The following is a 19,874-nucleotide window of genomic DNA, read 5'->3' as shown; positions in this document are numbered from 1 at the left end:
GGGAGAGGGCCGCTCACGCCCACCGCGCCGGGTTCACCGCGCGAGCCGCCGGCCGGCTTCCGGGCCGCCCGGCCCCGCGGCGGGACCGGGCGGCCCGGCCACGACGCCGGGTACGGGTTGCCCCTTGTCACGGGCCGGGCCCGGACCGCGGAGCCCGGTGGAGGCGCCCGACCGGTGGAAGCACCGGTCGGGCGCCCTCGGAGAGCCGGGGGAGAACCGGGCGGAGATCAGGCGGAGAGTGCCTCCCCGGCGGCAGCGGGGCGGGATTCGGTGCGGGACTCGGGGTCGTGCCGGCGCAGCGCCACCAGGACCAGCGCGCAGAGGGCGACCACCACCGCGGCGCCGATGTAGAGCTGCGTCGCGGAGGCGCCCGCGTCCTTGAGCAGTCCGGCGACGGTCGGGGACAGGATGGCGCCGATGCGGCCCATCCCGAGCGCCCAACCCATGCCGATGCTGCGCAGGTGGGCCGGGTACAGCGGCGGGCCGACGGTGTAGGCGCCGGCGATGCAGCCGTTGATCAGCGCGCCGACGACGGCGCCGACGGCGAACCCGAGCCACAGGGTGGAGGCGCTCACGATGAAGACGACCATCGTCGCGGCCGAGAGCAGGGCGAACCCGATCAGCACCACGCGCGGCGGGCGCACCCGGGCGGCGACACCGTAGAGGACCGAGCCGACCGTGCCGCCGATCGAGATCGCCATTCCGGCGGTCACCGCCGCGCTCTCGGACAGGCCCTCCTCGACCAGCAGCGTGGGTGTCCAGCTGTTCACGAAGTAGAAGCCGAACATGATCGTGATGAAGGTGAGCCAGAGCAGGATCGTCGGGGTCAGCAACTGCTTGAGCCAGCCCGAAGCGGCTCGCCCGGCGCCGGACCCGGCGGCGGCGGCCCGGTCGAGGTCGGCGTCGGTGACGGGCTCCACGCGCATGCGGGACAGCGTCCGGTTGATCCGCCGCAGCGCGTCGTCCGGACGGCGCTGCTCCAGGAAGGCGACCGACTCGGGCAGGGCGACGGCGATCACGACCAGGGCGATCAGCGTTCCGGTGCCGCCGGCGTAGAAGACGGTCCGCCAGTCCCCGCCCACCGCGGTCTTGGCGACCAGGCTCGCCGCGGTGGCGCCGATCCCGTACCCGGCGGTGTAGATGCCGACCGCGAGGCCGCGGTTCCTGGCGTTGGAGAACTCGCTGGCGATCACGGTGGTGCTGGCCAGGATGCCCCCGACCCCGATGCCGGTGACGAGGCGGAAGAGGCCCATCACCGTCACCGACGGCGCCATCGCCGCGCCGAACATGCCGACCGTGCCGAGGGCGAGACTGATCAGGATCAGCGGGCGCCGGCCGATGAGATCGGCGAAGGGGGCCAGCAGCATCGAGCCGATCGCCATGCCGATCAGGCCGACGGAGACCAGCAGTCCGAACTCCGATCCGCTGAGTCCGAATTCCTCGGTGACGGACGGCCCGGTGAAGGCCACCGCCATGACGTCGAAGCCGTCCAGGCAGTTCATGAAGGTGCAGAGCGCGACGATCAGCCATTGGTAGCCGCTCATCGGTGCCCGCGATATGCGCGCGGTGATGTTCATGGGGTGTCCAGGTTGGTGCGGGAGCCGGGCGTGCGGGGGGTTCGCCGGGTCAGGTGAGGCGGAGGGAGAGGACGGCGGGGGCGGCCTGGCCGGCGTCGGCCGCAACTGCCCGGGAGACGCAGAGGCACAGCTGCTGCGCGCGTTCCTTCTGGGTCTCGCTCAGGAAGACGTCGCGGTGGTCGACGGTGCCGGTGGAGTCCAGCACCTTCGCCAGGCACAGCCCGCACTCGCCCTTGCGGCAGTCCGAGAGGGTGTCCACGCCCGCCGCTTCGAGAGCGTCGAGGATCGAGGTGTCGGGGGCGACCGTGACCTCCCGGCCGAGTTCGGGCAGGCGCACCACGAACTCCTCGGCCGGGTGGCGGCCGCTGGAACCGAAGGTCTCGAAGCGCAGGTTGGTGGCGGGCAGGGCCTGCCCGGCCCAGCTGCGCGAGAGGGCGTTCATGAGCCCGATCGGGCCGCACATGTAGAGCTCGGTTCCGGCTGCGGCGGGAGCCCCGGCGATCTCGGCGACGAGGTCGTCGACCGCCAGGGAGGTGCCCTCGTCGTCGACGTGAAGACGGACCCGGTCGCCGTGCTCGCCCACGAGTTCGTCGGCGTACGCCATCACGGTGCGGCTGCGGCCGACCAGCCGCAGTTCGTAGTCGGCTCCGCGCCGGCGGAGCGCGGATGCCATCGCGACCAGCGCCGTGACCCCGATGCCGCCCGCGACCAGGACGTAGCGGGCGGCGCCGACGGCGAGCGGGAAGTTCTGCAGCGGTCCCGTGACGGTGAGTTCGTCCCCGGTCCGCAGCCGGTGCATCGCCGCCGAGCCGCCGGACGAGGTGGGGGAGAGCCGCACACTGAGCGTCAGCCGGCCGCCACCGTCCTCGGAGCGCACCACGGAGTAGGACCGCACGGGGCGGACCCCCTCGCCGGTCCGGCCCTCGGCAGGAATCCGGACGTCGATGTGCGTGCCGGGCGCGGCGTGTTCGGGCCGTTCCGGGGTCAGGACGATGCGGCGGACCCCGTCGGCGACGTCCGAGACCTCGACCACCCGGGCCCGCTGCCAGCGGGTCTGTGTCTGCACCGCCATGTCAGGCCCCCCGACCGACGGCCGGGGCGGAGGAATCGCGTCCCTCGGCGGCGAGCATGCGGTCGAGGATGCGGCGTACCCACATGCCGCCGGCGTCGATGTTGAGACTGTAGAACTCGTGCCCGGGGTTGGCGTCGATGGCGCGCTGCTGGGCGCGCAGCATCTCCTCGTCCTCGCCGAAGACGCCGTGCACGGCCTGGCGGAGCTGGGTGGTGATGGTCTGGCTGTCCAGACGGTAGTCGCGCATGAACGCCCAGAAGTAGTGCGCGGTGCGGTCGGTCTCGGGGGTGATCGTGTTCATCACGTACCCGTTGACGCCCTGGCTGCGGTCGCCTTCGGGCGCTCCGGTGCCGGCCTTCGCGACGCCGACGTCGATGCAGATGGTGCCGGGGGCCCGGAACGTGATGATCTGCCAGCGGTCGACCTTGCCGGAGAAGCCGGGGAACTTGTCCCGCATGTTCTTCAGCCAGAACGGCGGGGCGTCGATGTCGCGCATCCACCGGGCGACGGTGACCGTGTCGCCCTCGTGGGTCACGTCGAACTCGGCCTCGGACAGCTCCTCCTGGCCGATGCTCGACGCGTGGACGAACTCCTCGTGGGTGAGGTCCATGAGGTTGTCGAGGACGAGCTGGTAGTTGCACTCGGCGTGGATCGTCTCGCCGTCTCCGGCCCAGGCCGGATCGTCCATCTGGTGCATGTCGGGCACCGTCGTCGGGTCCGCGAGGTCGGGGTCGCCGACCCAGACCCAGACGTACCGGTACCGCTCGACGACGGGAAAGGACGGGACCGTCGCACTGGGATTGATGGTCTCCTGCGCGGGCATCCCGGTGCAGCGGCCGGCCGCGTTGTAGCGCAGGCCGTGGTAGGGGCACTGCAACTCGTCGCCCAGGATCCTGCCCATCGACAGCGGCCCCAGCCGGTGCCAGCAGGCATCGGCGAGGGCGACCGGGCGGCCCGTGGTGTTGCGCCACAGCGCCAGCGGAACGCCGGCGACCGTGCGGGCCAGCGGCTGTTTGCCGGTGACCTCGTGGTCCCAGGCGGCCGCGTACCAGGCGTTGCGGGGGTAGTTGAAGATCTTCGCTGCCGCGGTGGACGGCGGCGGTGTGGTGACAGGCACGGGAACTCCCTATGAAGAGAGGTATGTGTAACGCGGGCCACAAACTAACTATCGATATAGTGAAAGGGCAAGGGTGTGTAGCGTGGTGATTTCTGAGGGGAGGCGCTGTGTCGCTGCGTTACGCGCTCATCGCGCTGCTCACCGGCCGCCCGATGACCGGGTACGACATCTCGAAGAGCTTCAGCCGCTCGGTGGCCCACGTGTGGCACGCGCCGGACTCGCAGATCTACCCCGAGCTCAACCGGCTGGAGCGCGACGGGCTCCTCAAATCGACCGAGGTGCGATGGGGGCAGAAGGGGACGAAGAAGGAGTACCACGTCACCGACGAGGGCCTGGCCGACTTCCGGGCCTGGATGGAGTCCCCGCTCACCCCGCAGCGGCAGCGTGACCCCGCGTACCTGAAGGCCGCCTACTTCGACTTCGCCGACCCCGCCTCGGTGCGTGAGCAGCTCCGGCAGCAACAGGCGTACTGGCAGGAGCACCTGGGCCTGCTCGAAGCCACCCGGACCGCGCTCGTCGAGCGCACCCACCCGACCCTGGCGGCCCGCCTGTCCCAGCTGACCGAGCGCGAGGCCGAGCCGGCGGTGCGCTACAAGGTGTACGCCTACGACGGCCTCATCGCCCGCGCCCGCACCGAACTGGCCTGGATCGCGGACGGCTTCGCACTCGCCGACGAGCTGCACGGCCCCTGACCCCGCCGCTGCCGGTCCCGACCCGCGGCGGCTGCCGCGGCACCACGTCCACCGGCCCCCACAGGTAAAAGTGCACCGGTTGTGGCGTGTTGGCAGTGAACAGGTCGAAGAGAGGGGGCCGGGCCGGCAGGCGGCACTCGTGGCCCTCGACTCTGCCCGGACGCCGGTTGGGCCGTGACCGCCCCCGTGCAGACCAGGGAGGCTGCCGTTCTCCCGTGCTGGTGGCCTCGGAACCGGCCCCATCCCGCCGCACTCTCGAGGCAGGGTCTGACACGTCGTACCGGGGTGAGCGGCCTCGGGCTGCGCCTGTGTCACGTGCGACGGCGGCGAGCCCGCTCCTGAGCCGGTAGCTGGCGGCATCGTCGCATCCGGATCGATGTGAGGCAGGGAGTCCCGGAGAACTCCCGGAGGGCTCCCACTGACGGTGGACGACTTTCGGTGCCGCCCCCGTCCCTACGCCCACATGCGCAGACCCGCCGTCACGGCGACCGCCGCCACCAGGGCCACGGGAAGCGGGGCCCGGCGCCAGAGGAGCAGCGGAACCACTGCGAGTCCGGCGATCATCGTGGGATCCAGGGCGTCCCAGCGGGGCCCCAGTACGGCCACGACGATGAAGCCGGCGAGCAGGGCGGGTGCGGTGAGGGCGATCACCGACTGGGTGCGTGGGGGCAGGGGTCGCCCGCCGAAGAGGGCCGGGCCGAAGGCCTTGCAGGTGAAGCTGAGGGCGGCGACGGCGGCGATGGTGAGCCAGAGTGTCATGGGGTGACCTCTTCGTCGGAGTGGGCGGAGCGCAGGGCCTTTTCAGGTGTTCCGGCCTGCCCCGGCCCTGCGGCTTCCGTCGTTCCGGTCGCCGCCGTCCCGTCCGTCTCTTCGGTCTCTTCGCGCCGGGCGGGTGTCCTGAGCAGGGCGACGAAGGCCGCGAGCGCCGCGCCCACGAGGGCGGGTCCCGCGGGCAGGAAGACGATGAGGCCGGCGGTGATCGCCGCGCCGAGCAGGGCCGGCAGCCGGTTGATCCGCTCCCGGCGCACCTCGTCGAAGAGAAGGGCGACGAAGAGCGCGGGTGTGAGGACGTCCAGGCCGAGCCGGTGCAGGAGATCGGGGTCGGGGGCCACCACCACGCCGAGGGCGGTGCCTGCGACCCAGGCGGGCCACTGGATGGCCGTCGCGCCGAAGAGCAGGTACCGGTCGAACCGTCCGCCCCCGAGATGGGCGGCGGCCCAGGAACCGTCCACGACCGCCTGGCCTTCGAGCGCGCGGCGGAATCGGCCGCCGCGCAGGTCGCCGGCGATGGCGATGCCCATCGGGATGAAGCGGCTGTTGATCAGTGCCGCGGACGTCACGGCGCCGACCAGGCCGCCACCGGATCCCAGTGTCGCCAGCAGGGCGAACTGGGCGGATCCCGAGAACACGACCATCGAGCAGATCACGGGCGCGAGATGCCCCCAGCCCTGGGAGGCGCTGATCGCGCCGAAGCTGACGGCGAGGAGGAAGGAAGCCGCCGCGAGTCCGGACCCGGTTCTGAGCCCGGAGAGGAAGCTCGCACGCGGTGAGACGGCGGTCTTCGGTGAACGGGAACTGTCCATCACCCCACTCTAACACTCATAAGGGCTTATGGCTGTTAGAAAAACGAGTACGATGGGGAGTGTGACGAGCAAGCAAGCTGTTCCCCGCACTCCTGGCGCGTCGGCGGGCCCTCACGACTCCGGCGTGTCGTTCGTGGGCGGTCATCCGGTGCTCGACTTCGCCAACACCGTCGCCTGGCGCCTGGACCCCGCCCGCACCGTCGACCGTGTCCGGGGCGCCGAGGCATGGGCGCGCTGGGCCGTCGCCGCCGGACTGTTCACCGCCGACCGCGCCGAGGCGCTGCTCCGGGCGGAGACGGCGGACTCCGCGCCCTCCCATGCCGCGACCGCGGCGCTCGTCGACCTGCGCGCCGTCCTCTGGGCGGCCCTGGACGCCCTGGTCGACGACCAGGAGCCCCCTGCCGCGGAGTGGGAGGCACTGCGCCGGTACATGGTGCGGGCCCGCCAGGACGCCGTACTGTCCCCCGCCTTCCCCTTGCGGTGGCAGCCCGGTACGGACCGTCTCGACGATCTGGGCCACGCGCTGGCACTGCGGACGGAGGACCTGCTGAGCGGGGACGGCCTGGGCCGGGTCCGGCGCTGTGCGGGCCCCGGGTGCGGCTGGTTCTTCCTCGACCGGTCCCGGAGCGGGACCCGGCGCTGGTGCAGCTCGGAGGACTGCGGCAACCGGGACCGCGCCAGGCGGCACTACTCCCGCACCCGGCAGCGCGGATGACCGCGCGCCTTGGCCACCGGGCCTCAGCCGTAGGCGTGGGCGAGGAGCGGGGCGGCCAGGCGCCGGAGTTCGGTGGGCCGTCCGAAGAGCAGTGAGTCGACGGCTGCCCGCCGGTAGAAGAGCTGCGCGTCGTGCTCCTCGGTCATGCCGACCGCCCCGTGCAACTGCACGGATTCCGTGGCGACCCGGCGCGCCAGCTCCGCCGCGCACGCCAGAGCCTCCAGAGCTGCCAGACGGGCGTCCCCTTGCGTGTCGATGAGCCAGGCGGCCTCCTCGACGAGCAGGTTGGTGGCGTCGAGTTCGGCCGCCGCGTCGGCCAGCCGGAAGGCCGGTGACTGCTGCGAGGCGAGGGAGCGGCCGAATTGGCGCCGCGTCCGCAGGTACGCGCTCGTCCCGTCGAGCGCCGCACCCGCCAGGCCCGTCAGGTAGGCCGCGTGCCTGATACGGCTTCGCAGCAGTGCCTCGGCCCAGACCGCCCCGGCCCCCGGGCCGCCGAGGTCGACGGTGTCGGCCAGAGGAACGCCGTCGAAGTCGACCCGGTAGAAGTCCCCGCGGCCCATGTCGTCGTGGCGGCGCCAGGAGACGCCGTCGTGGTCGGCCGGCACGAGGAGCAGCGCGGTCTCCCCGTCGGAACCGGTGCCTGCCAGCAGCAACCAACGGACGTCCGGTGCGAAGGGGACGAAGTGGCGAACGGCTCGCAAGCGGCCCGGCTCCGTCGTGACGTCGACGGGCCCGGGAAGGTCGGGCTCGTCGACGGCCTCGGCCCGGACGGCGAGGGCGACGGCCTCGCCGTCCGCCAGACGCGAGACGATGTCCGTCCGGTGGGCCGCAGTGGCGATGTCGACCGCGGTCGCGGTGTCCGCCCACGGGCTCTGGTAGAGGGCCCCGCCGACGTGGCGGGCCAGCACGACCTGGTCCGCCACCCCGGAGCCCGGGGTGAGGGCCGGGACCAGCCGCAGGGCGCCCAGGTCGCACAGGGTCTGCCAGACGGCTTCCCTGGCGTCGGCCGAGGCGTCGTCCGGGGCAGCTTCGAGTCCGGCGCCCAGTTCGCGCTGACCCATCCGGCGCAGGTCGGTGACGAGTTCGGCGTCGAAGAGCGAGGCGAAGGTCTGTTCGGTCAGTGTCTGTCGCGCGCTGGGAGTGAGATCCATGGAGTCCTGTCCTTCGCGGGATAGGGGGCCTGGGCCGGTGCGGGGGAGGAGTGGGCTCCGCTCTCAGGAGAGCAGCCGAAGGCCCTCCGAGGCGATGAGATAGCGCATGATCTCCGAGGTGCCGGCGGACAGCGTGATCCCGGTCCCCTCGCGGTGGGCCGCTTCGCGCGTACCGGTGCCCCCGGATGCGTCCCATGCGCTGAGGGTCGCCTCCAGGCCGCCGGCCTCCAGTCCGTAGGCACTGATCCGCCTGAACAACTCGGTGGCGTAGAGCTTCGACATGGCCGTGGAGACGCCGTCCAGGTCACCGGCCCGGATCTGGGAGATCACCCGCCAGGCCATGAGGCGCGCGGCACGTGCGTGCGAGTCCAGCTCCACCAGTTTCTGCTGGTGGGCGGGGTCGTCCAGGGAACCGTCCGTCGCGGCGCGGCGCACGATCTCGTCGAGCAGTCGACGGGCCTTCGCCTGGAACTCCAGGCCGGTGCGTTCCACGGGCAGTACCTCGTTGAGTACCTGCCAGCCGCCGTCCACCTCTCCCACCACGTCGTCGCGGGAGAGGCGTATTCCGTCGAGGGTCACGTCGCAGAACTGCTCGTCCGTCAGGTTGGGAACGGTCCGCACCTGCACCCCCGGTGTGCGCAGCGGTACCAGGAAGAGGGTGATGCCGTGGAACGCGACCTCGGACACGGTCGTACGGGCGGCGCACAGGGCGAAGTCGGCGAACTGGGTCTTGAGGCTGTAGACCTTGCGGCCGTGGAGCCGCCAGCCGTCTCCGTCGGGCTCGGCCCGGGTCTGCAGTGCTGCCAGGTCCGAACCGGCTTGCGGTTCCGTGTAGAGGACGGCCGCGTTCTGCTCGCCGGACGCCAGCGCGGGCAGCCGGGCGGCCTTCTGAGCCTCGGTGCCGGCCATCATCAGCACCGCTCCGACGATGTCGATACTGACGATGTGGACCAGGTCGGGGACCCGGGCGCGGATCAGTTCCTCGGTCAGGATCGACTTCTCCACGATGCCGCGCCCCAGGCCGCCGTACGCCTCGGGCCAGTTGACGGCGAGCCAGTGCTTCTCGCCCAGCCAGCGGTAGACGTCCAGATTCCCGGGCTCCTCGCGGGGCGGCAGCCCGTGCACGGAGTCGGTGATCCCGCGGACGCGGTCCTCGGCGAGGAAGGCACGGACCTCCCGGCGGAACTCCTCTTGTTCCTCGGTGAAGGCGAAGCGCATCGTCAGCCCTCCGACGGGTGGGTCAGGGCGAGGTCCAGGACCTCGCGCACGATGACGCCGACCCGGTCGGCGTGCGGCGGTTGGAGCAGCGTGTAGTGCGAGCCGGGCACCTCGTGCCTTTCGACGCGGGCCGCCAGGGCGTCCCAGCCGTCGGCGTACGCGCCGCCCCCTTCCGAGGCGACGCACTGGTGCAGGACGCCGTCGAAGGGAGGCACCGGCGACGTCAGCCCCACACGGACCGTGTCCAGGTAGGCCGATATCTTCCGGCGCAGGTCCTGGTCCATGCCCTCGGGGACGAATCCCGAGGACTCCAGCAGACGGACGACCGCACTCTCCCGTTCGGCGTCGCTGGACAGCGAGGCGAGGAAGGCGGCATCGGGTTCGTCCTGCGGCCTGCCGGCGAGGCCGGCGATGTCGTGCACGAAACCGGTGAGCATGTCCGTGTGGGACGGCGGTTCGGGCAGGACCGGCGGCACGGCGCAGTCGAGCAGCACGACCAGCGGGACCTCCTCGCCCTGTTCGCGCAGGAGGCCGGCCATGGCCAGGGCCACGGTGCCGCCGAGCGACCAGCCCGCCAGCAGGTAGGGGCCGGCCGGGCGGACGGCCCGTACGCCTTCGACGTAACGGCGGGCCATGGCGTCGACGGTCGTGGCCGCCTCCTCGCCGTGCAGGCCGACCGCTTCGATGCCGTAGAGCGGCTGGTCCCCGCCCAGGGAGCGGGCCAGGGAGAAGAAGGGGACCGCCGAGCCGCCGGACGCATGCACGCAGAAGAGCGCCGGACGTCCGCCTCCGCCGGTGATGGGCACCATCCACGGGGGTGCCGTGCCCGCAGCGCCGGAAGCCGTGTCCTCGGCTCGCTTCGCCGGGGTCCCGGCGTCGGTGCGTTCATCGAGGAGAGCGGCGATGTGGTGCATCCGCGGGGCCGTCAGGATCTCCCGGGCGTCGAGCGGCACGCCGAAGTCGTTCCGCAGGCGCGACAAGAGCCTCATCATGTTCAGCGAGGTACCCCCGACCTCGAAGAAGCTGGCGGCAGGGCCGACGGAACCGGGACGCAACTCCAGGATGTCCTCCACCACCGTGATCAGCGCGCGCTCCGTGCTCGTGGCAGGGCGGCCCGGTGCGCCGGTGCCGCCGCGGGCGGCGCCCGCTTCCGGCAGCCGGGACCGGTCGAGTTTCCCGTTGTTCGTCAGTGGCAGCGAGTCGAGGCCGATCACGACCGCGGGGACCATGTGCGGCGGCAACTCGGCCGCCAGGTAGCGGCGCAGCGTGTCATCGGTGGCTTCCGCCGTCGCCGCCGGGCCCACCACGTAGGCGACGAGTTGCGGGCTGCCGCCCTCCGTGACCGGGGCGGCCACCACGACCGCCTGGCTGACACCGGGGTGGGCGCGCAGCACGTGTTCGATCTCGCCCGGCTCGATGCGCAGTCCGCGGATCTTGATCTGGCCGTCTGCGCGGCCGACGAACTCCAGGACGCCGTCCGCCCGGCGACGCGCCAGGTCGCCCGTCCGGTACATGCGTTCCCCGGGCGGGCCGAAGGGGTCGGGCACGAAGCGCTCAGCGGTGAGCCCCGGCCGTCCCAGGTATCCGCGGGCCAGTCCGACGCCCGCCACGTACAGCTCTCCGGGCACTCCGTCGGGCGCGGGGCGCCCGTGCGGGTCGAGGACGTAGGCGCGGTGGTTGGCCATCGCGGTGCCGATGGGCGGGGACGTGGGATGAGGGCCGGGCGGGCAGCGGAAGTCGATGCAGGCGACGGTCGCCTCGGTCGGCCCGTATCCGTTGTGGAACTGCCGGCCGTCGCGGTTCCAGGCCGTGACGAGGTCGCCCGGAAAGGGCTCGAGTCCTACGAACAGGGCGCGCAGACCCGGAAGTTCGCCGGGGTCGAGCATGGCCAGCACGGTAGGAGGCAGGTCGCTGACGGTGACGCGGTGCTCGCGCATCAGCGCGGTCAGGAGGGCGGGGTCGAGCAGGTCGTCCTTGGCGGCGGTGACGACGCCGGCCCCGTTGCCGAGTGCGGCGTGGATGTCGAAGACGCTGACGTCGAAGGCGGGATTGGCGAACTGCAGCAGCCGGTCGTCGGGCGTCAGGGAGAACAGGTCGCGGCAGGACGTGACGAAGTTGACCGCGCTGCGGTGGCTGATCTGCACGCCCTTGGGCTCGCCCGTGGAGCCCGAGGTGTAGATCACGTACGCGAGGCTGTCGGGGGAGGCCGGGCGGACGGGGGGAAGGGGGACGTGGGCCTCCTCGCCGGTGCCGGGATCGCCCAGGGCGATGACGGGGACGCCCACGGCGTCGCGCAGTTCCGCGCTCAGCGTTTCATCGGTGCCGACGAGGAGTGCGGCCCCGGCGTCCTTGATCTGGAAGGCGAGCCGGTTCGCCGGATTGGACGGGTCCAGGGGCAGCCAGGCGCCGCCCGCCTTGAGGACGCCCAGCTGGGCGACGGGCAGGTCCGGGCCGCGGCCGAGGAGGAGCGCGACAAGGGTCTCGGGCCCGACCCCGTGCCGCTCGCGCAGGATGCCGGCCAGTCGTTCGGCCGCCTCGTCCAGTTCGCCGTAGGAGAGTTCGGTGGTTCCGTGCACGACGGCGACCTGTCCGGGGTTGCGCCGGGCATGGCCCTCGAAGAGTTCGTGGAGCAACATGCCGTCCGTGTCGTGCGGGGCCGCCTCCGGGTTGTGGGCCAGGGCCGCCCGCGACTGCTGTGCGTCGAGGAGGACGAGGTCGCCGACCCGCCGGTCCGGGTCCTCGGTCATCTGCGCCAGGACGGTGACGAAGTGGTCGGCGAGCGCGCGCATGCGGTCGTCGTCGAAGAGGTCGGTGGCGTACTCGATCCAGATGACCGCGCTGTCGTCGGGCTGCTCCTCGACCTGGAAGGCGATGTCGAAGCGGGCCGTCTCGCCTTCGACGGGCATCCGGTCGGCGTGCAGTCCCTCGAAGGCGAAGGCGGCGTTGTTGCTGCCGGGCTGGAGAGTGAAGGACACCTGGAAGAGAGGGTTCCGGCTGGGGTCCCGGTCGGCACGGAGCGCATCGACGATCTTCCCGAACGGCACCTCCTGATGGGCGAGCGCGCCGGTGCTGCTCTCGTTGGCGCGGGCGACGAGGTCGCGGACGGAGGGATCGCCCGACAGATCGGTGCGCAGCACCAGGCTGTTGACGAAGTAGCCGATCAGCGGTTCGAGTTCGCGCTGCGTGCGGCCGCCGAGCACCGTGCCCACGACCAGGTCGTCCTGCCCGGAATAGCGGTGGAGCACCACCAGGAAGGCGGCGTACAGGACGCCCAGCAGGGTGGAGCGCTCCTGGGCGGCCAGGTCGCGCGCGCGGAGGTACGTGGCGGCGTCCACCGGGCGTTCGTAGGTGCGGCCGCGCCAGTTGCGCTCGGCGGGACGCGGCCGGTCGGTCGGGAAGTCGAGGATGGGCAGACCGGCGAGGCGTTCCGTCCAGTAGGCCAGGTGCTTGTCCAGCTGGTCTCCGCTGAGCACGGCACGCTGCCAGGCCGCGTAGTCGGCGTACTGCACCGCGAGCGCGGGCAGTTCGGGGCTCTCCCCCCTCAGGAAGGCGTTGTACAGGGTCGAGAGTTCGTCGGCCAGCTTGCTCAGTGACCAGCCGTCGACGACGATGTGGTGCGCGCTGAGCAGGAGCAGGTGTTCGTCGTCGGCGAGGCGGACCAGTGCGATCCGTACCAGCAGATCCGCCGCGAGGTCGAACGGGGCGTTGAGCACCTCGCGCATGTGCGCGCGGGAGGCGGCCTCCCGCTCGTCCCCGGGCAGCCCGCGCAGGTCGGCGCAGGGTACCGGGACACGCTCGGGAGCCGGCTGCACCACCTGGTGGGGCACCCCGTGAGCGGCTGCGAACCGGGTGCGCAGCGCCTCGTGCCGGGTCACCAGCGCGGTCACGGCGCTGCCCAGGGCATCGGGGTCGAGGTCGCCCGTCAGCCGCAGGACCAGAGGGACGTTGTAGACCTGCAGGCCCGGTGTGATCTGGTCGATGAACCAGAGGTACTCCTGGTTGAAGGACAGGGGGGTCCGGCCGTCGCGCGGGACCGGCCGCAGCTGCGTGTGCGCGGCCGCCCGTGTACGGGACCGTTCCAGCCGCATGCGCAGCAGCTTCTCCTTCACGTCCGACAGGGGCGCTTCGGAGGACTGCGAGGTTCCGGATGTGCGGGTGCGCGTGCGTGCGTCGTTGACGTCGTCCACCGTCTTACGCTCCTTCTCGCTCTTCGGCGCCCAGCAGGCGGGCTGCCTCGTCGTCGGACAGGCCGTCCAGCTCGGCCAGCAGCGCCTCGCCGCGCCGGGCGTCGATCTCCTGGGCCAGGAAGTCCACGGTGCCCTCGGCGAGGATGGAGGCGAGCGGGATCTCCAGGCCGAAGGTCTCCTCGATCCGGGTCATCAGCGCCAGCGCCCGGTACGAGGTGCCGCCGGCCTCGAAGAAGCCCTCCGCCGTATCCACCTCGGACACCGGGCGGGCGAACGTCTCCGCCCACAGGGCCGTCACCAGCGCGGTGGTCGCAGGCGTCGCAATGTTCACCGGGTCCCCTCCGCACTCTCGCGCAGACCGCGCGGGCGCATGTCCTGCCAGACGCGCTCGATGTGCTCCAGGCACTTTTCCTTCGTGCCCGTGCCCGTGCCGGTGCCGTCCAACGGGACCGCTTTCCAGCCGGCCGGAATCGGGCGCGGGACGGGCCAGATCGAGTACTGCTCCTCGTCGTTGACCACGACGGAGTAGGTCTCTTCCGTTCGCTGGGTCATGAGTGCCACCTTTCACGGGCAACTGTTCGGACCCTCGCTCCGGGCGAGGGGGCTGACGTCGATGCGAGCGCGCGGGCCGGGACCGTACGGGGGCGCCGGACTTCGTTCAGAGCACCGAGTGGGCGGCCTCGGCCACCGCCCCGGGAGTGAGTCCGGCACGGCCGAGCAGGTACTCGTGAGGACCGGACTCGGCGACGAAGGTGTCGTCCACCCCCACCCGGGCGACGCGGACCCCGCGCGGCGCGAGCGTCTCGGCGACCGCCCCTCCCAGGCCGCCGCTGCGCCAGTGCTCCTCCACCGTCACCACGGCCCGCGCGGCCGCCAGCGCCGCCGTGTCCAGCGGCTTCACCGTGTGCATGTTCAGGACCGAGGCATCCACCCCCTCGGCGGCCAGGATGTCCGCGGCGGCCAGCGCATACCGCACCGGATAGGGACCGCAGGCGACCAGCGTGACGTCCTCGCCGGTGCGCAGGAGCTGGGCCCGGCCCAGGCGCGGGGTCTCCGCCGCGGCCGGCAGGGCAGGGGTGGCGGCCCGTCCGAGCCGTACGTAGAGCGGACCGGGCAGCTCCATGCCCTGGTGCAGCACGCTCTCCACCGCGCCGGCGTCCGCGGGCACGGCCACGGTCATCCCGGGGAACAGCCGCATGACGGCCAGGTCCTCCAGGCAGTGGTGGGTGGGTCCGAGGTGGCCGGCGGAGAGCCCCGCGTGGGTGGCCACGACGCGGACGGGCAGCCCGGCGTAGGCGATGTCTATCTTGACCGCCTCGACGGCACGTGTGCTGGCGAACGCGGCCATCGTGTTGACGAACGGGATCAAGCCGGAGCGGGCCAGCCCCGCGGCCACTCCCATCATGTTCTGTTCGGCGATGCCCAGGTTGGTGTAACGCGCCGACGCGAGGCCGAAGTCGACACCGGAGAACAGCCCGGTGTCGCTGTCCAGGCAGACGACACGCTCGTCCTCCAGCATCAGCCGCACCAGTGCGTCGCGGTATGCCTCACGGCCGGACGGTGTGGCCGCGGCCGGGGCGGTCGCGGGGGCGGGGGCGGGGGCGGTCATGAGTTCTCCTCCCCGGTGCCGCGGAGCGACCGCACGGCGCGGGCGTGTGCCCGCGGCGTGAGCTTGGCGAAGTGGCTCTTGGTCAGGCCCTCGATGGCCGGGACGCCACGTCCCTTGCGGGTGTGGGCGATGACGGCCGTGGGCCGGCCGCCCTCCGGGGGCGCCGACAGGACCTCGGTCAGGGCCCGGACGTCGTGTCCGTCGGTCTCCCGGACGGTCCAGCCGAAGCTGCGCCACCGATCCGCCAGCGGTTCGAGGCGGACGACGCTCTCGGTGTCGCCGCTGATCTGGAGACCGTTGCGGTCGATGACGGTGGTCAGCGAGTCGAGTCCCATGGACGCGGCGACCATCGCCGCCTCCCACACGGACCCCTCCTGGAGCTCGCCGTCCCCGGTGAGGACCACGCAGCGCCGGGCGGACCCGGCCAGTCTGGCCCCCTGGGCGAAGCCGACGCCCAGGGGCAGACCGTGTCCCAGTGACCCCGTGGCCGCCTCCACACCGGGGACGACGGTGGTGGGGTGCGCGATGAGGCTGCTGCCGGGTTCGCCGTACGAGGCGAGGACCTCGTCGGTGAGGAAACCGCATTCGGCGAGGACGGCGTACAGACCAGCGGCACCGTGCCCCTTGCTCAGCACGAAGATGTCGCGGTCGGGGGAGTCGGGCCGCTCCGGGAAGACCCGTAGGACGCGGCGGTAAAGGGTGAGCAGGATCTCCACCTCCGACAGCGAACCGCCCGCGTGCGCGCCGTCCGGAGTGGCGCACAGGCGCAGCACTCGTTCGCGTACGCGCAGGGCCGCCGCCGTCAGGTCGTCGGAGGCCGGTTCGTCGAGGGAAGGTGAACGGGTCACGGAGAGAGGCATGTGTGGCTCCTTGTGAGTTCCTCGTCGGTGGCGAGTCGCCGCAGCGCGTGGGCCAGCACCGAGACGCCCTTGAGGTACTCGTCGATCTCGATGTGTTCGTCGTCCGCGTGGTCCAGCCGGCTGTCCCCCGGCCCGTAGGTGGCCATCGGGACGTCCCATGCCTGGGCCAGGGTGTTCATGTCCGACGTGGCGGTCTTGACCTTCTGGGAGAGCTCGCCCCCGTGCGCCCGGACGGCCGCGGACAGCGCCCGCACGACCGGGTCGCGCCGGGTGGTGCGTACGGCGGACACCGCGTGCAGCTCGGTCAGTTCGCCGTGAGGAGTGCGTTCGCGCAGCGCCCGAAGGAGCGCGTCCGTGTCGAAGCCGGGCGGGGTCCGCACGTCGAACTCCGCCTCGGCCGCGACCGGGTCACCGTGCAGGGCGATCAGCGTGGCCCCCGGCCGGCCGAACGCGCCGTGGCCGCTGTCGGGGCCGAGCAGATCGAGGAGCGTGTGCCAGCACCGCGCCGCGAGTTCGGACGCCTTGGGCTCCGGATTGCTCGGATGCGTCGGGGGCCGGGTGACGCGGTAGCGGAGGTCGAGTTTGCCCTTGTAGCCGAGGACGACGGTGGACCAGCCGCTCGGTTCCCCGACGATCAGGGCGTCGGGGGGCCGGTGCGTCTCGCGCACCGCGACGGCCCCCTTGGAACCTGGCGTCTCCTCCTCGACGGCTCCGACGACCGTGACGCTGCCGGGGAAGCGCGGACCGAGGGCCGCCCCGGCGTGGACCATGGCGGCGAAGGCCGCCTTGGCGTCCACCGCTCCGCGTCCGTGGAGACGCCCGTCCGAGAGGTGCACCGGTATCTGGCCGCTGACGGTGTCGATGTGACTCAGCAGCATGAGGCGGGGGCCGCCCCCGGCGCCGATGACACCGACGGCGTTGCCGGCTGCGTCGATCTCCGCCCGGTAGCCGAGGCCGCGCATGACGGCGACCGCCTCCGCTGCCATCGGCCCTTCCTCGCCCGACGGGGACGGGATCCGCAGGAAGCGGTGCAGGGTGTCCACCGCCGCGTGGTCCTGTGCCAGGGGCGGCGTCCCGGGGTCGCGGGTGGGAACGGTCACCGGCCCGCTCCCGTCAGCACGACCCGGGTGGCCCCCGTGGCCCGCAGCGGGTTGCGCACCCGCCCGTCGGCGATCACCACGCGGGACACCCCGTTGCGCAGGGCGTCCCGCGCCGCGAGCAGCTTCATCGACATGCCGCCGCCCAGGCGGGGCACGGCGCCGTCGCTCGCCACGGCGTAGACGGGAATGACCGAGGCGTCGTCGCGCGGGTCCTCGAGGACGCCGGGTGCCCCGGTGAGCATCACCAGGAGCCGGGCGTCGAGTCCGGCGGCCACGGCGGCGGCTACCCGGTCGGCGTCCGCGTTGACCGGTCGCCCGTCCTCGGCGAGCGCCGGGGGAGAGATGACGGGGGTGAGCCCCGCGTCCAGCAATCGGATGATCAGGGGGGCGTTCACCTCGGTGACGACGCCGCTGTGGTTGTCCCGCACCACGACCAGGCGTCCGTCCACGCGGGCTCGGTGCGCCCTCTTGCGCCGGGCGCGCAGCAGGCCGCCGTCCAGCCCCGTCATCCCGAGGGCCGTGACACCGCGACGGGAGAGTTCGCCCAGCAGCCGCGGTTTGGCGCGTCCGGCCAGTGCCAGGGTGACGATGTCCAGGGCCTCCGCGTCCGTGTAGCGGGTGGTGACCCCGTCCGGCGAGGTCAGCGTCCGGGACGGCGCGCCCATCCGGCGGGCCACGTCCTCGATGTCCGCGGAGCCTCCGTGCACGACCACGACCCTGCGGCCCGCGTGCACCATGTCGGCGACGTCGGAGCACAGAGCCGCCGGGTCGACCGCGGCGTTCCCGCCGCATTTGACCACCGTGATCTCACTCATGCTGTCCCTCTCTGGGCGGTGCGTCCGCAGTCGGAGCGCACCGCTGTCGCTGTGGGCCGGCACCTGCTCAGGCCGGGTGGAGTCCGGTGAATTCGAGGCCGAGCCGTTCGGGCCAGCCGAAGCGCACGTTCAGGCACTGCACCGCGGTGCCGGCGCCGCCCTTGACCAGGTTGTCGAGAGCCCCGACCAGTACCGCGTCCGTGCCGTCGACGGCGAAGCCCACGTCGCAGAAGTTGCTGCCGTTGAGGATCTTCGGTTCCGGCAGGCGGTAGCCACCGCGCCGCTGTGCTACGACACGGACGAACGGTTCGTCGGCGTAGGCGTCCCGGTAGGCGGCCCGCAGGGCACGCTCGTCCACCCCGCCCTCCAGGGTCACGCGGGCGACGACCTGGACTCCGCGCACCGCCTCGACGCCGGTCGCCGTCATCTTCACGGACAGGCCGGTGGCCTGTTCCATCTCGGCGCTGTGCCGGTGCGAGGTGGGGGCGAACACGCGCAGCGAGCCGCTGCGTTCGGCGTGCAGGTTGCCGGAGCCGGCCGCGGCGCCCGATCCGCTGGACCCGGTCCTGGCGTCCAGGGTCACGGGGAGTTTCACCAGCCCCGCGCGGGCCGCCGGATGCAGGGCCAGGATGCCCGCCGTGGCCATGCACCCGGGCACGCTGATGTGATCCGCGTGGCGCAGTTCGGCGCGGTGGAGCTCGGGCAGACCGGTGACGAACCGCTCCAGCAGGGCCGGTTCGGAGTGCTCGACGCCGTAGTGGCGGGCATAGACGGCGGGGTCGCGCAGCCGGAAGTCACCGGACAGGTCGACGAGGACGTCGGCCCGTCGGAGGTACTCCCGCATCCGCCCCATGGTCTCCCGGTGGGGGGTCGCCAGCATCAGGACGTCGTAGTGCTCCAGTTCCCCGGGAGACGAGAAAGTCAGGTCGGTCAGGCCGCGAAGGTTGGGATGTACACCGTCCACCCGCTTCCCCGCCAAACGGTTCGAGACGGTGGCCACCGGGGTGAGGTGCGGGTGACCGACGAGCAGGCGCAGCAGTTCCCCGCCGATGTAGCCGGACCCACCCACCACGCCGACCCGGATCATGCGACCGCTCCTTGTGCGTCGAGGGCCATGAGCGTCTTTGAACGCCCTGCCAGGTAGGCCACGATCTCCCCGGCGACGTCGACAGTCCGCCCCAGGCTCTGCTGGAGACCGGTGAACTCGAAACCGTGGTTGACCTCCAGCACGAAGGGACGGCCGTCCGCGTCCTCCACGATGTCCACGCCCGCGATCTCGGCGCCGACGGCGGCGGCCGCGTCGACGGCCAGCCGATCCAGTTCCGGAGTGAGGGCGCAGACCCGCGCGGTGGCCCCCAGATGGACGTTGGTGCGCCACTCCGGACCCGACCGGTGGGCCGCGGCGACCGCACGGCCGCCGATGACGGCGACCCGCAGATCGCGCCCCCGCTTGTCCACCATCGCCTGCGCGTAGACGATGTGGGACGTCGGATGCGGCAGGGCGGAGACGTACTCCAGGATCAGCCGGGCCGTCGCCTCGTCGGCGACCGGGGTCACCAGCCGACCCCAGGAGCCGACGAGCGGTTTCAGGACAGCGGGATACCCCACTTCGGACAGCGCGTCCAGGGCGGCCTCGGGTGTGAGGGCCAGGACCGTGCGGGGGGTCGCCACCCCGGAGCGGGCCAGGGCGACCGAGGTCTGCCACTTGTCGCCGCACAGCTCCGTGGCACGGGCGCTGTTGACCACGGTGCCGTTCGCGGCCTCGATGCCGCGCGCGGCGTAGAGGGCGCGGGCGTAGCCGATCTCGCGGTTGAGCGCGAGGTCCCACTCCGGCCGGCCCGCGTCCAGAGCACAGGTGAGGGTCCGGCTGTCCACCACGGTGACCGGCACCGCCTGCTTCTCCGCGGCGGCCAGCAGGAGCTTCTCGTCGGAGCGAATCCGGGAAGCGACGAGCGCGAGGCGTACTGCGGACTGCGGCACGCCTACTCGCCCCAGTCCTCTTCGATCTCGGGCGCCGTCGCCAGCCGCAACGGGCTGACACCGACGACTTCGAGCTCGCTGCGGCAGTCCCCGCACTCGATGATCTCGCTCACCGCCGAGACGTTCGGCGCGGAAATTTCGACGTTGCATTCCGGGCATGAAGCCATATTCGCTCTCCGTTCATTTCGGAAGATATGG

The 19,874-nt window shown here is 72.3% G+C and carries 19 protein-coding genes; 2 read left to right on the top strand and 17 right to left on the bottom strand.

Going from position 1 to position 19,874, the window contains the following annotated elements; genetic code table 11:
* Positions 1–227 precede the first annotated feature (227 nt).
* The 3 genes from Q0994_RS24950 to Q0994_RS24940 are packed head-to-tail and all read right to left on the bottom strand — an operon-like array spanning position 228 to position 3,766.
* A complete protein-coding gene (locus Q0994_RS24950; RefSeq protein WP_299538469.1) occupies positions 228–1,577 on the bottom strand; it encodes an aromatic acid/H+ symport family MFS transporter in 1,350 nt (449 codons plus the stop codon).
* 49 nt (positions 1,578–1,626) lie between these two features.
* Positions 1,627–2,649 carry a PDR/VanB family oxidoreductase gene (locus Q0994_RS24945; protein WP_299538468.1) on the bottom strand — a complete coding sequence of 341 codons (1,023 nt, stop codon included), beginning with the start codon at positions 2,647–2,649 and terminating at the stop codon, positions 1,627–1,629.
* A 1-nt stretch (position 2,650) separates the two neighbouring features.
* Positions 2,651–3,766, bottom strand: coding sequence for an aromatic ring-hydroxylating dioxygenase subunit alpha (locus Q0994_RS24940; protein ID WP_299538466.1), 1,116 nt, complete (start codon positions 3,764–3,766; stop codon positions 2,651–2,653).
* Between the two features lie 107 nt (positions 3,767–3,873).
* Here Q0994_RS24940 and Q0994_RS24935 point away from each other — a divergent pair, with 107 nt between their 5' ends.
* Positions 3,874–4,458, top strand: a complete 585-nt coding sequence (locus Q0994_RS24935; protein ID WP_299538465.1) for a PadR family transcriptional regulator — start codon at positions 3,874–3,876, stop codon at positions 4,456–4,458.
* Positions 4,459–4,911: 453 nt separating this feature from the next.
* On the opposite strand, the gene Q0994_RS24930 is transcribed toward Q0994_RS24935, so the two are convergent.
* On the bottom strand, positions 4,912–5,217 hold the full coding sequence (locus Q0994_RS24930) for an AzlD domain-containing protein (protein ID WP_299538464.1): 306 nt from the start codon (positions 5,215–5,217) through the stop codon (positions 4,912–4,914).
* Entirely contained in the window at positions 5,214–6,041 is an 828-nt protein-coding gene (locus Q0994_RS24925; protein ID WP_299538463.1) for an AzlC family ABC transporter permease, read from the bottom strand. The genes Q0994_RS24930 and Q0994_RS24925 overlap by 4 nt, the downstream gene beginning before the upstream one ends.
* Positions 6,042–6,102: 61 nt before the next feature.
* Between Q0994_RS24925 and Q0994_RS24920 the strand changes: the two genes are divergently transcribed.
* On the top strand, positions 6,103–6,756 hold the full coding sequence (locus Q0994_RS24920; RefSeq protein ID WP_299538462.1) for a CGNR zinc finger domain-containing protein: 654 nt from the start codon (positions 6,103–6,105) through the stop codon (positions 6,754–6,756).
* Positions 6,757–6,779: 23 nt separating this feature from the next.
* On the opposite strand, the gene Q0994_RS24915 is transcribed toward Q0994_RS24920, so the two are convergent.
* The 12 genes from Q0994_RS24915 to lysW form a co-directional block, all read right to left on the bottom strand.
* Complete coding sequence (locus tag Q0994_RS24915) at positions 6,780–7,907, bottom strand: acyl-CoA dehydrogenase family protein (RefSeq protein ID WP_299538461.1); 1,128 nt, start codon at positions 7,905–7,907, stop codon at positions 6,780–6,782.
* A gap of 63 nt (positions 7,908–7,970) precedes the next feature.
* Entirely contained in the window at positions 7,971–9,125 is a 1,155-nt protein-coding gene (locus Q0994_RS24910) for an acyl-CoA dehydrogenase family protein (protein ID WP_299538460.1), read from the bottom strand.
* A gap of 2 nt (positions 9,126–9,127) precedes the next feature.
* Positions 9,128–13,312: an amino acid adenylation domain-containing protein gene (locus Q0994_RS24905; RefSeq protein WP_299538459.1), complete on the bottom strand. Its 4,185-nt coding sequence runs from the start codon at positions 13,310–13,312 to the stop codon at positions 9,128–9,130.
* 4 nt (positions 13,313–13,316) lie between these two features.
* Complete coding sequence (locus Q0994_RS24900) at positions 13,317–13,643, bottom strand: acyl carrier protein (protein ID WP_299538458.1); 327 nt, start codon at positions 13,641–13,643, stop codon at positions 13,317–13,319.
* Complete coding sequence (locus Q0994_RS24895) at positions 13,640–13,864, bottom strand: MbtH family NRPS accessory protein (protein ID WP_299538457.1); 225 nt, start codon at positions 13,862–13,864, stop codon at positions 13,640–13,642. Before Q0994_RS24895 ends, Q0994_RS24900 begins: the two co-directional genes overlap by 4 nt.
* Before the next feature lie 106 nt (positions 13,865–13,970).
* Complete coding sequence (locus Q0994_RS24890; RefSeq protein WP_299538456.1) at positions 13,971–14,921, bottom strand: transketolase family protein; 951 nt, start codon at positions 14,919–14,921, stop codon at positions 13,971–13,973.
* Positions 14,918–15,781, bottom strand: a complete 864-nt coding sequence (locus tag Q0994_RS24885) for a transketolase (protein ID WP_299538455.1) — start codon at positions 15,779–15,781, stop codon at positions 14,918–14,920. Before Q0994_RS24885 ends, Q0994_RS24890 begins: the two co-directional genes overlap by 4 nt.
* On the bottom strand, positions 15,766–16,881 hold the full coding sequence (locus Q0994_RS24880; protein ID WP_299538454.1) for a M20/M25/M40 family metallo-hydrolase: 1,116 nt from the start codon (positions 16,879–16,881) through the stop codon (positions 15,766–15,768). The genes Q0994_RS24885 and Q0994_RS24880 overlap by 16 nt, the downstream gene beginning before the upstream one ends.
* Positions 16,878–17,696: a [LysW]-aminoadipate kinase gene (locus Q0994_RS24875; protein ID WP_299538453.1), complete on the bottom strand. Its 819-nt coding sequence runs from the start codon at positions 17,694–17,696 to the stop codon at positions 16,878–16,880. Before Q0994_RS24875 ends, Q0994_RS24880 begins: the two co-directional genes overlap by 4 nt.
* Positions 17,697–17,763: 67 nt before the next feature.
* Positions 17,764–18,783, bottom strand: a complete 1,020-nt coding sequence (gene argC / locus Q0994_RS24870) for an N-acetyl-gamma-glutamyl-phosphate reductase (protein WP_299538452.1) — start codon at positions 18,781–18,783, stop codon at positions 17,764–17,766.
* Positions 18,780–19,676, bottom strand: a complete 897-nt coding sequence (locus Q0994_RS24865) for a RimK family alpha-L-glutamate ligase (RefSeq protein ID WP_299538451.1) — start codon at positions 19,674–19,676, stop codon at positions 18,780–18,782. The genes argC and Q0994_RS24865 overlap by 4 nt, the downstream gene beginning before the upstream one ends.
* A 2-nt stretch (positions 19,677–19,678) precedes the next feature.
* Positions 19,679–19,843, bottom strand: a complete 165-nt coding sequence (lysW, locus tag Q0994_RS24860) for a lysine biosynthesis protein LysW (RefSeq protein ID WP_299538450.1) — start codon at positions 19,841–19,843, stop codon at positions 19,679–19,681.
* Between the last annotated feature and the right edge of the window lie 31 nt (positions 19,844–19,874).

The sequence above is a fragment of the uncultured Streptomyces sp. genome, from assembly GCF_947488945.1.
Lineage (GTDB): Bacteria > Actinomycetota > Actinomycetes > Streptomycetales > Streptomycetaceae > Streptomyces.
This window is presented reverse-complemented; position numbering and strand designations above follow the sequence as displayed.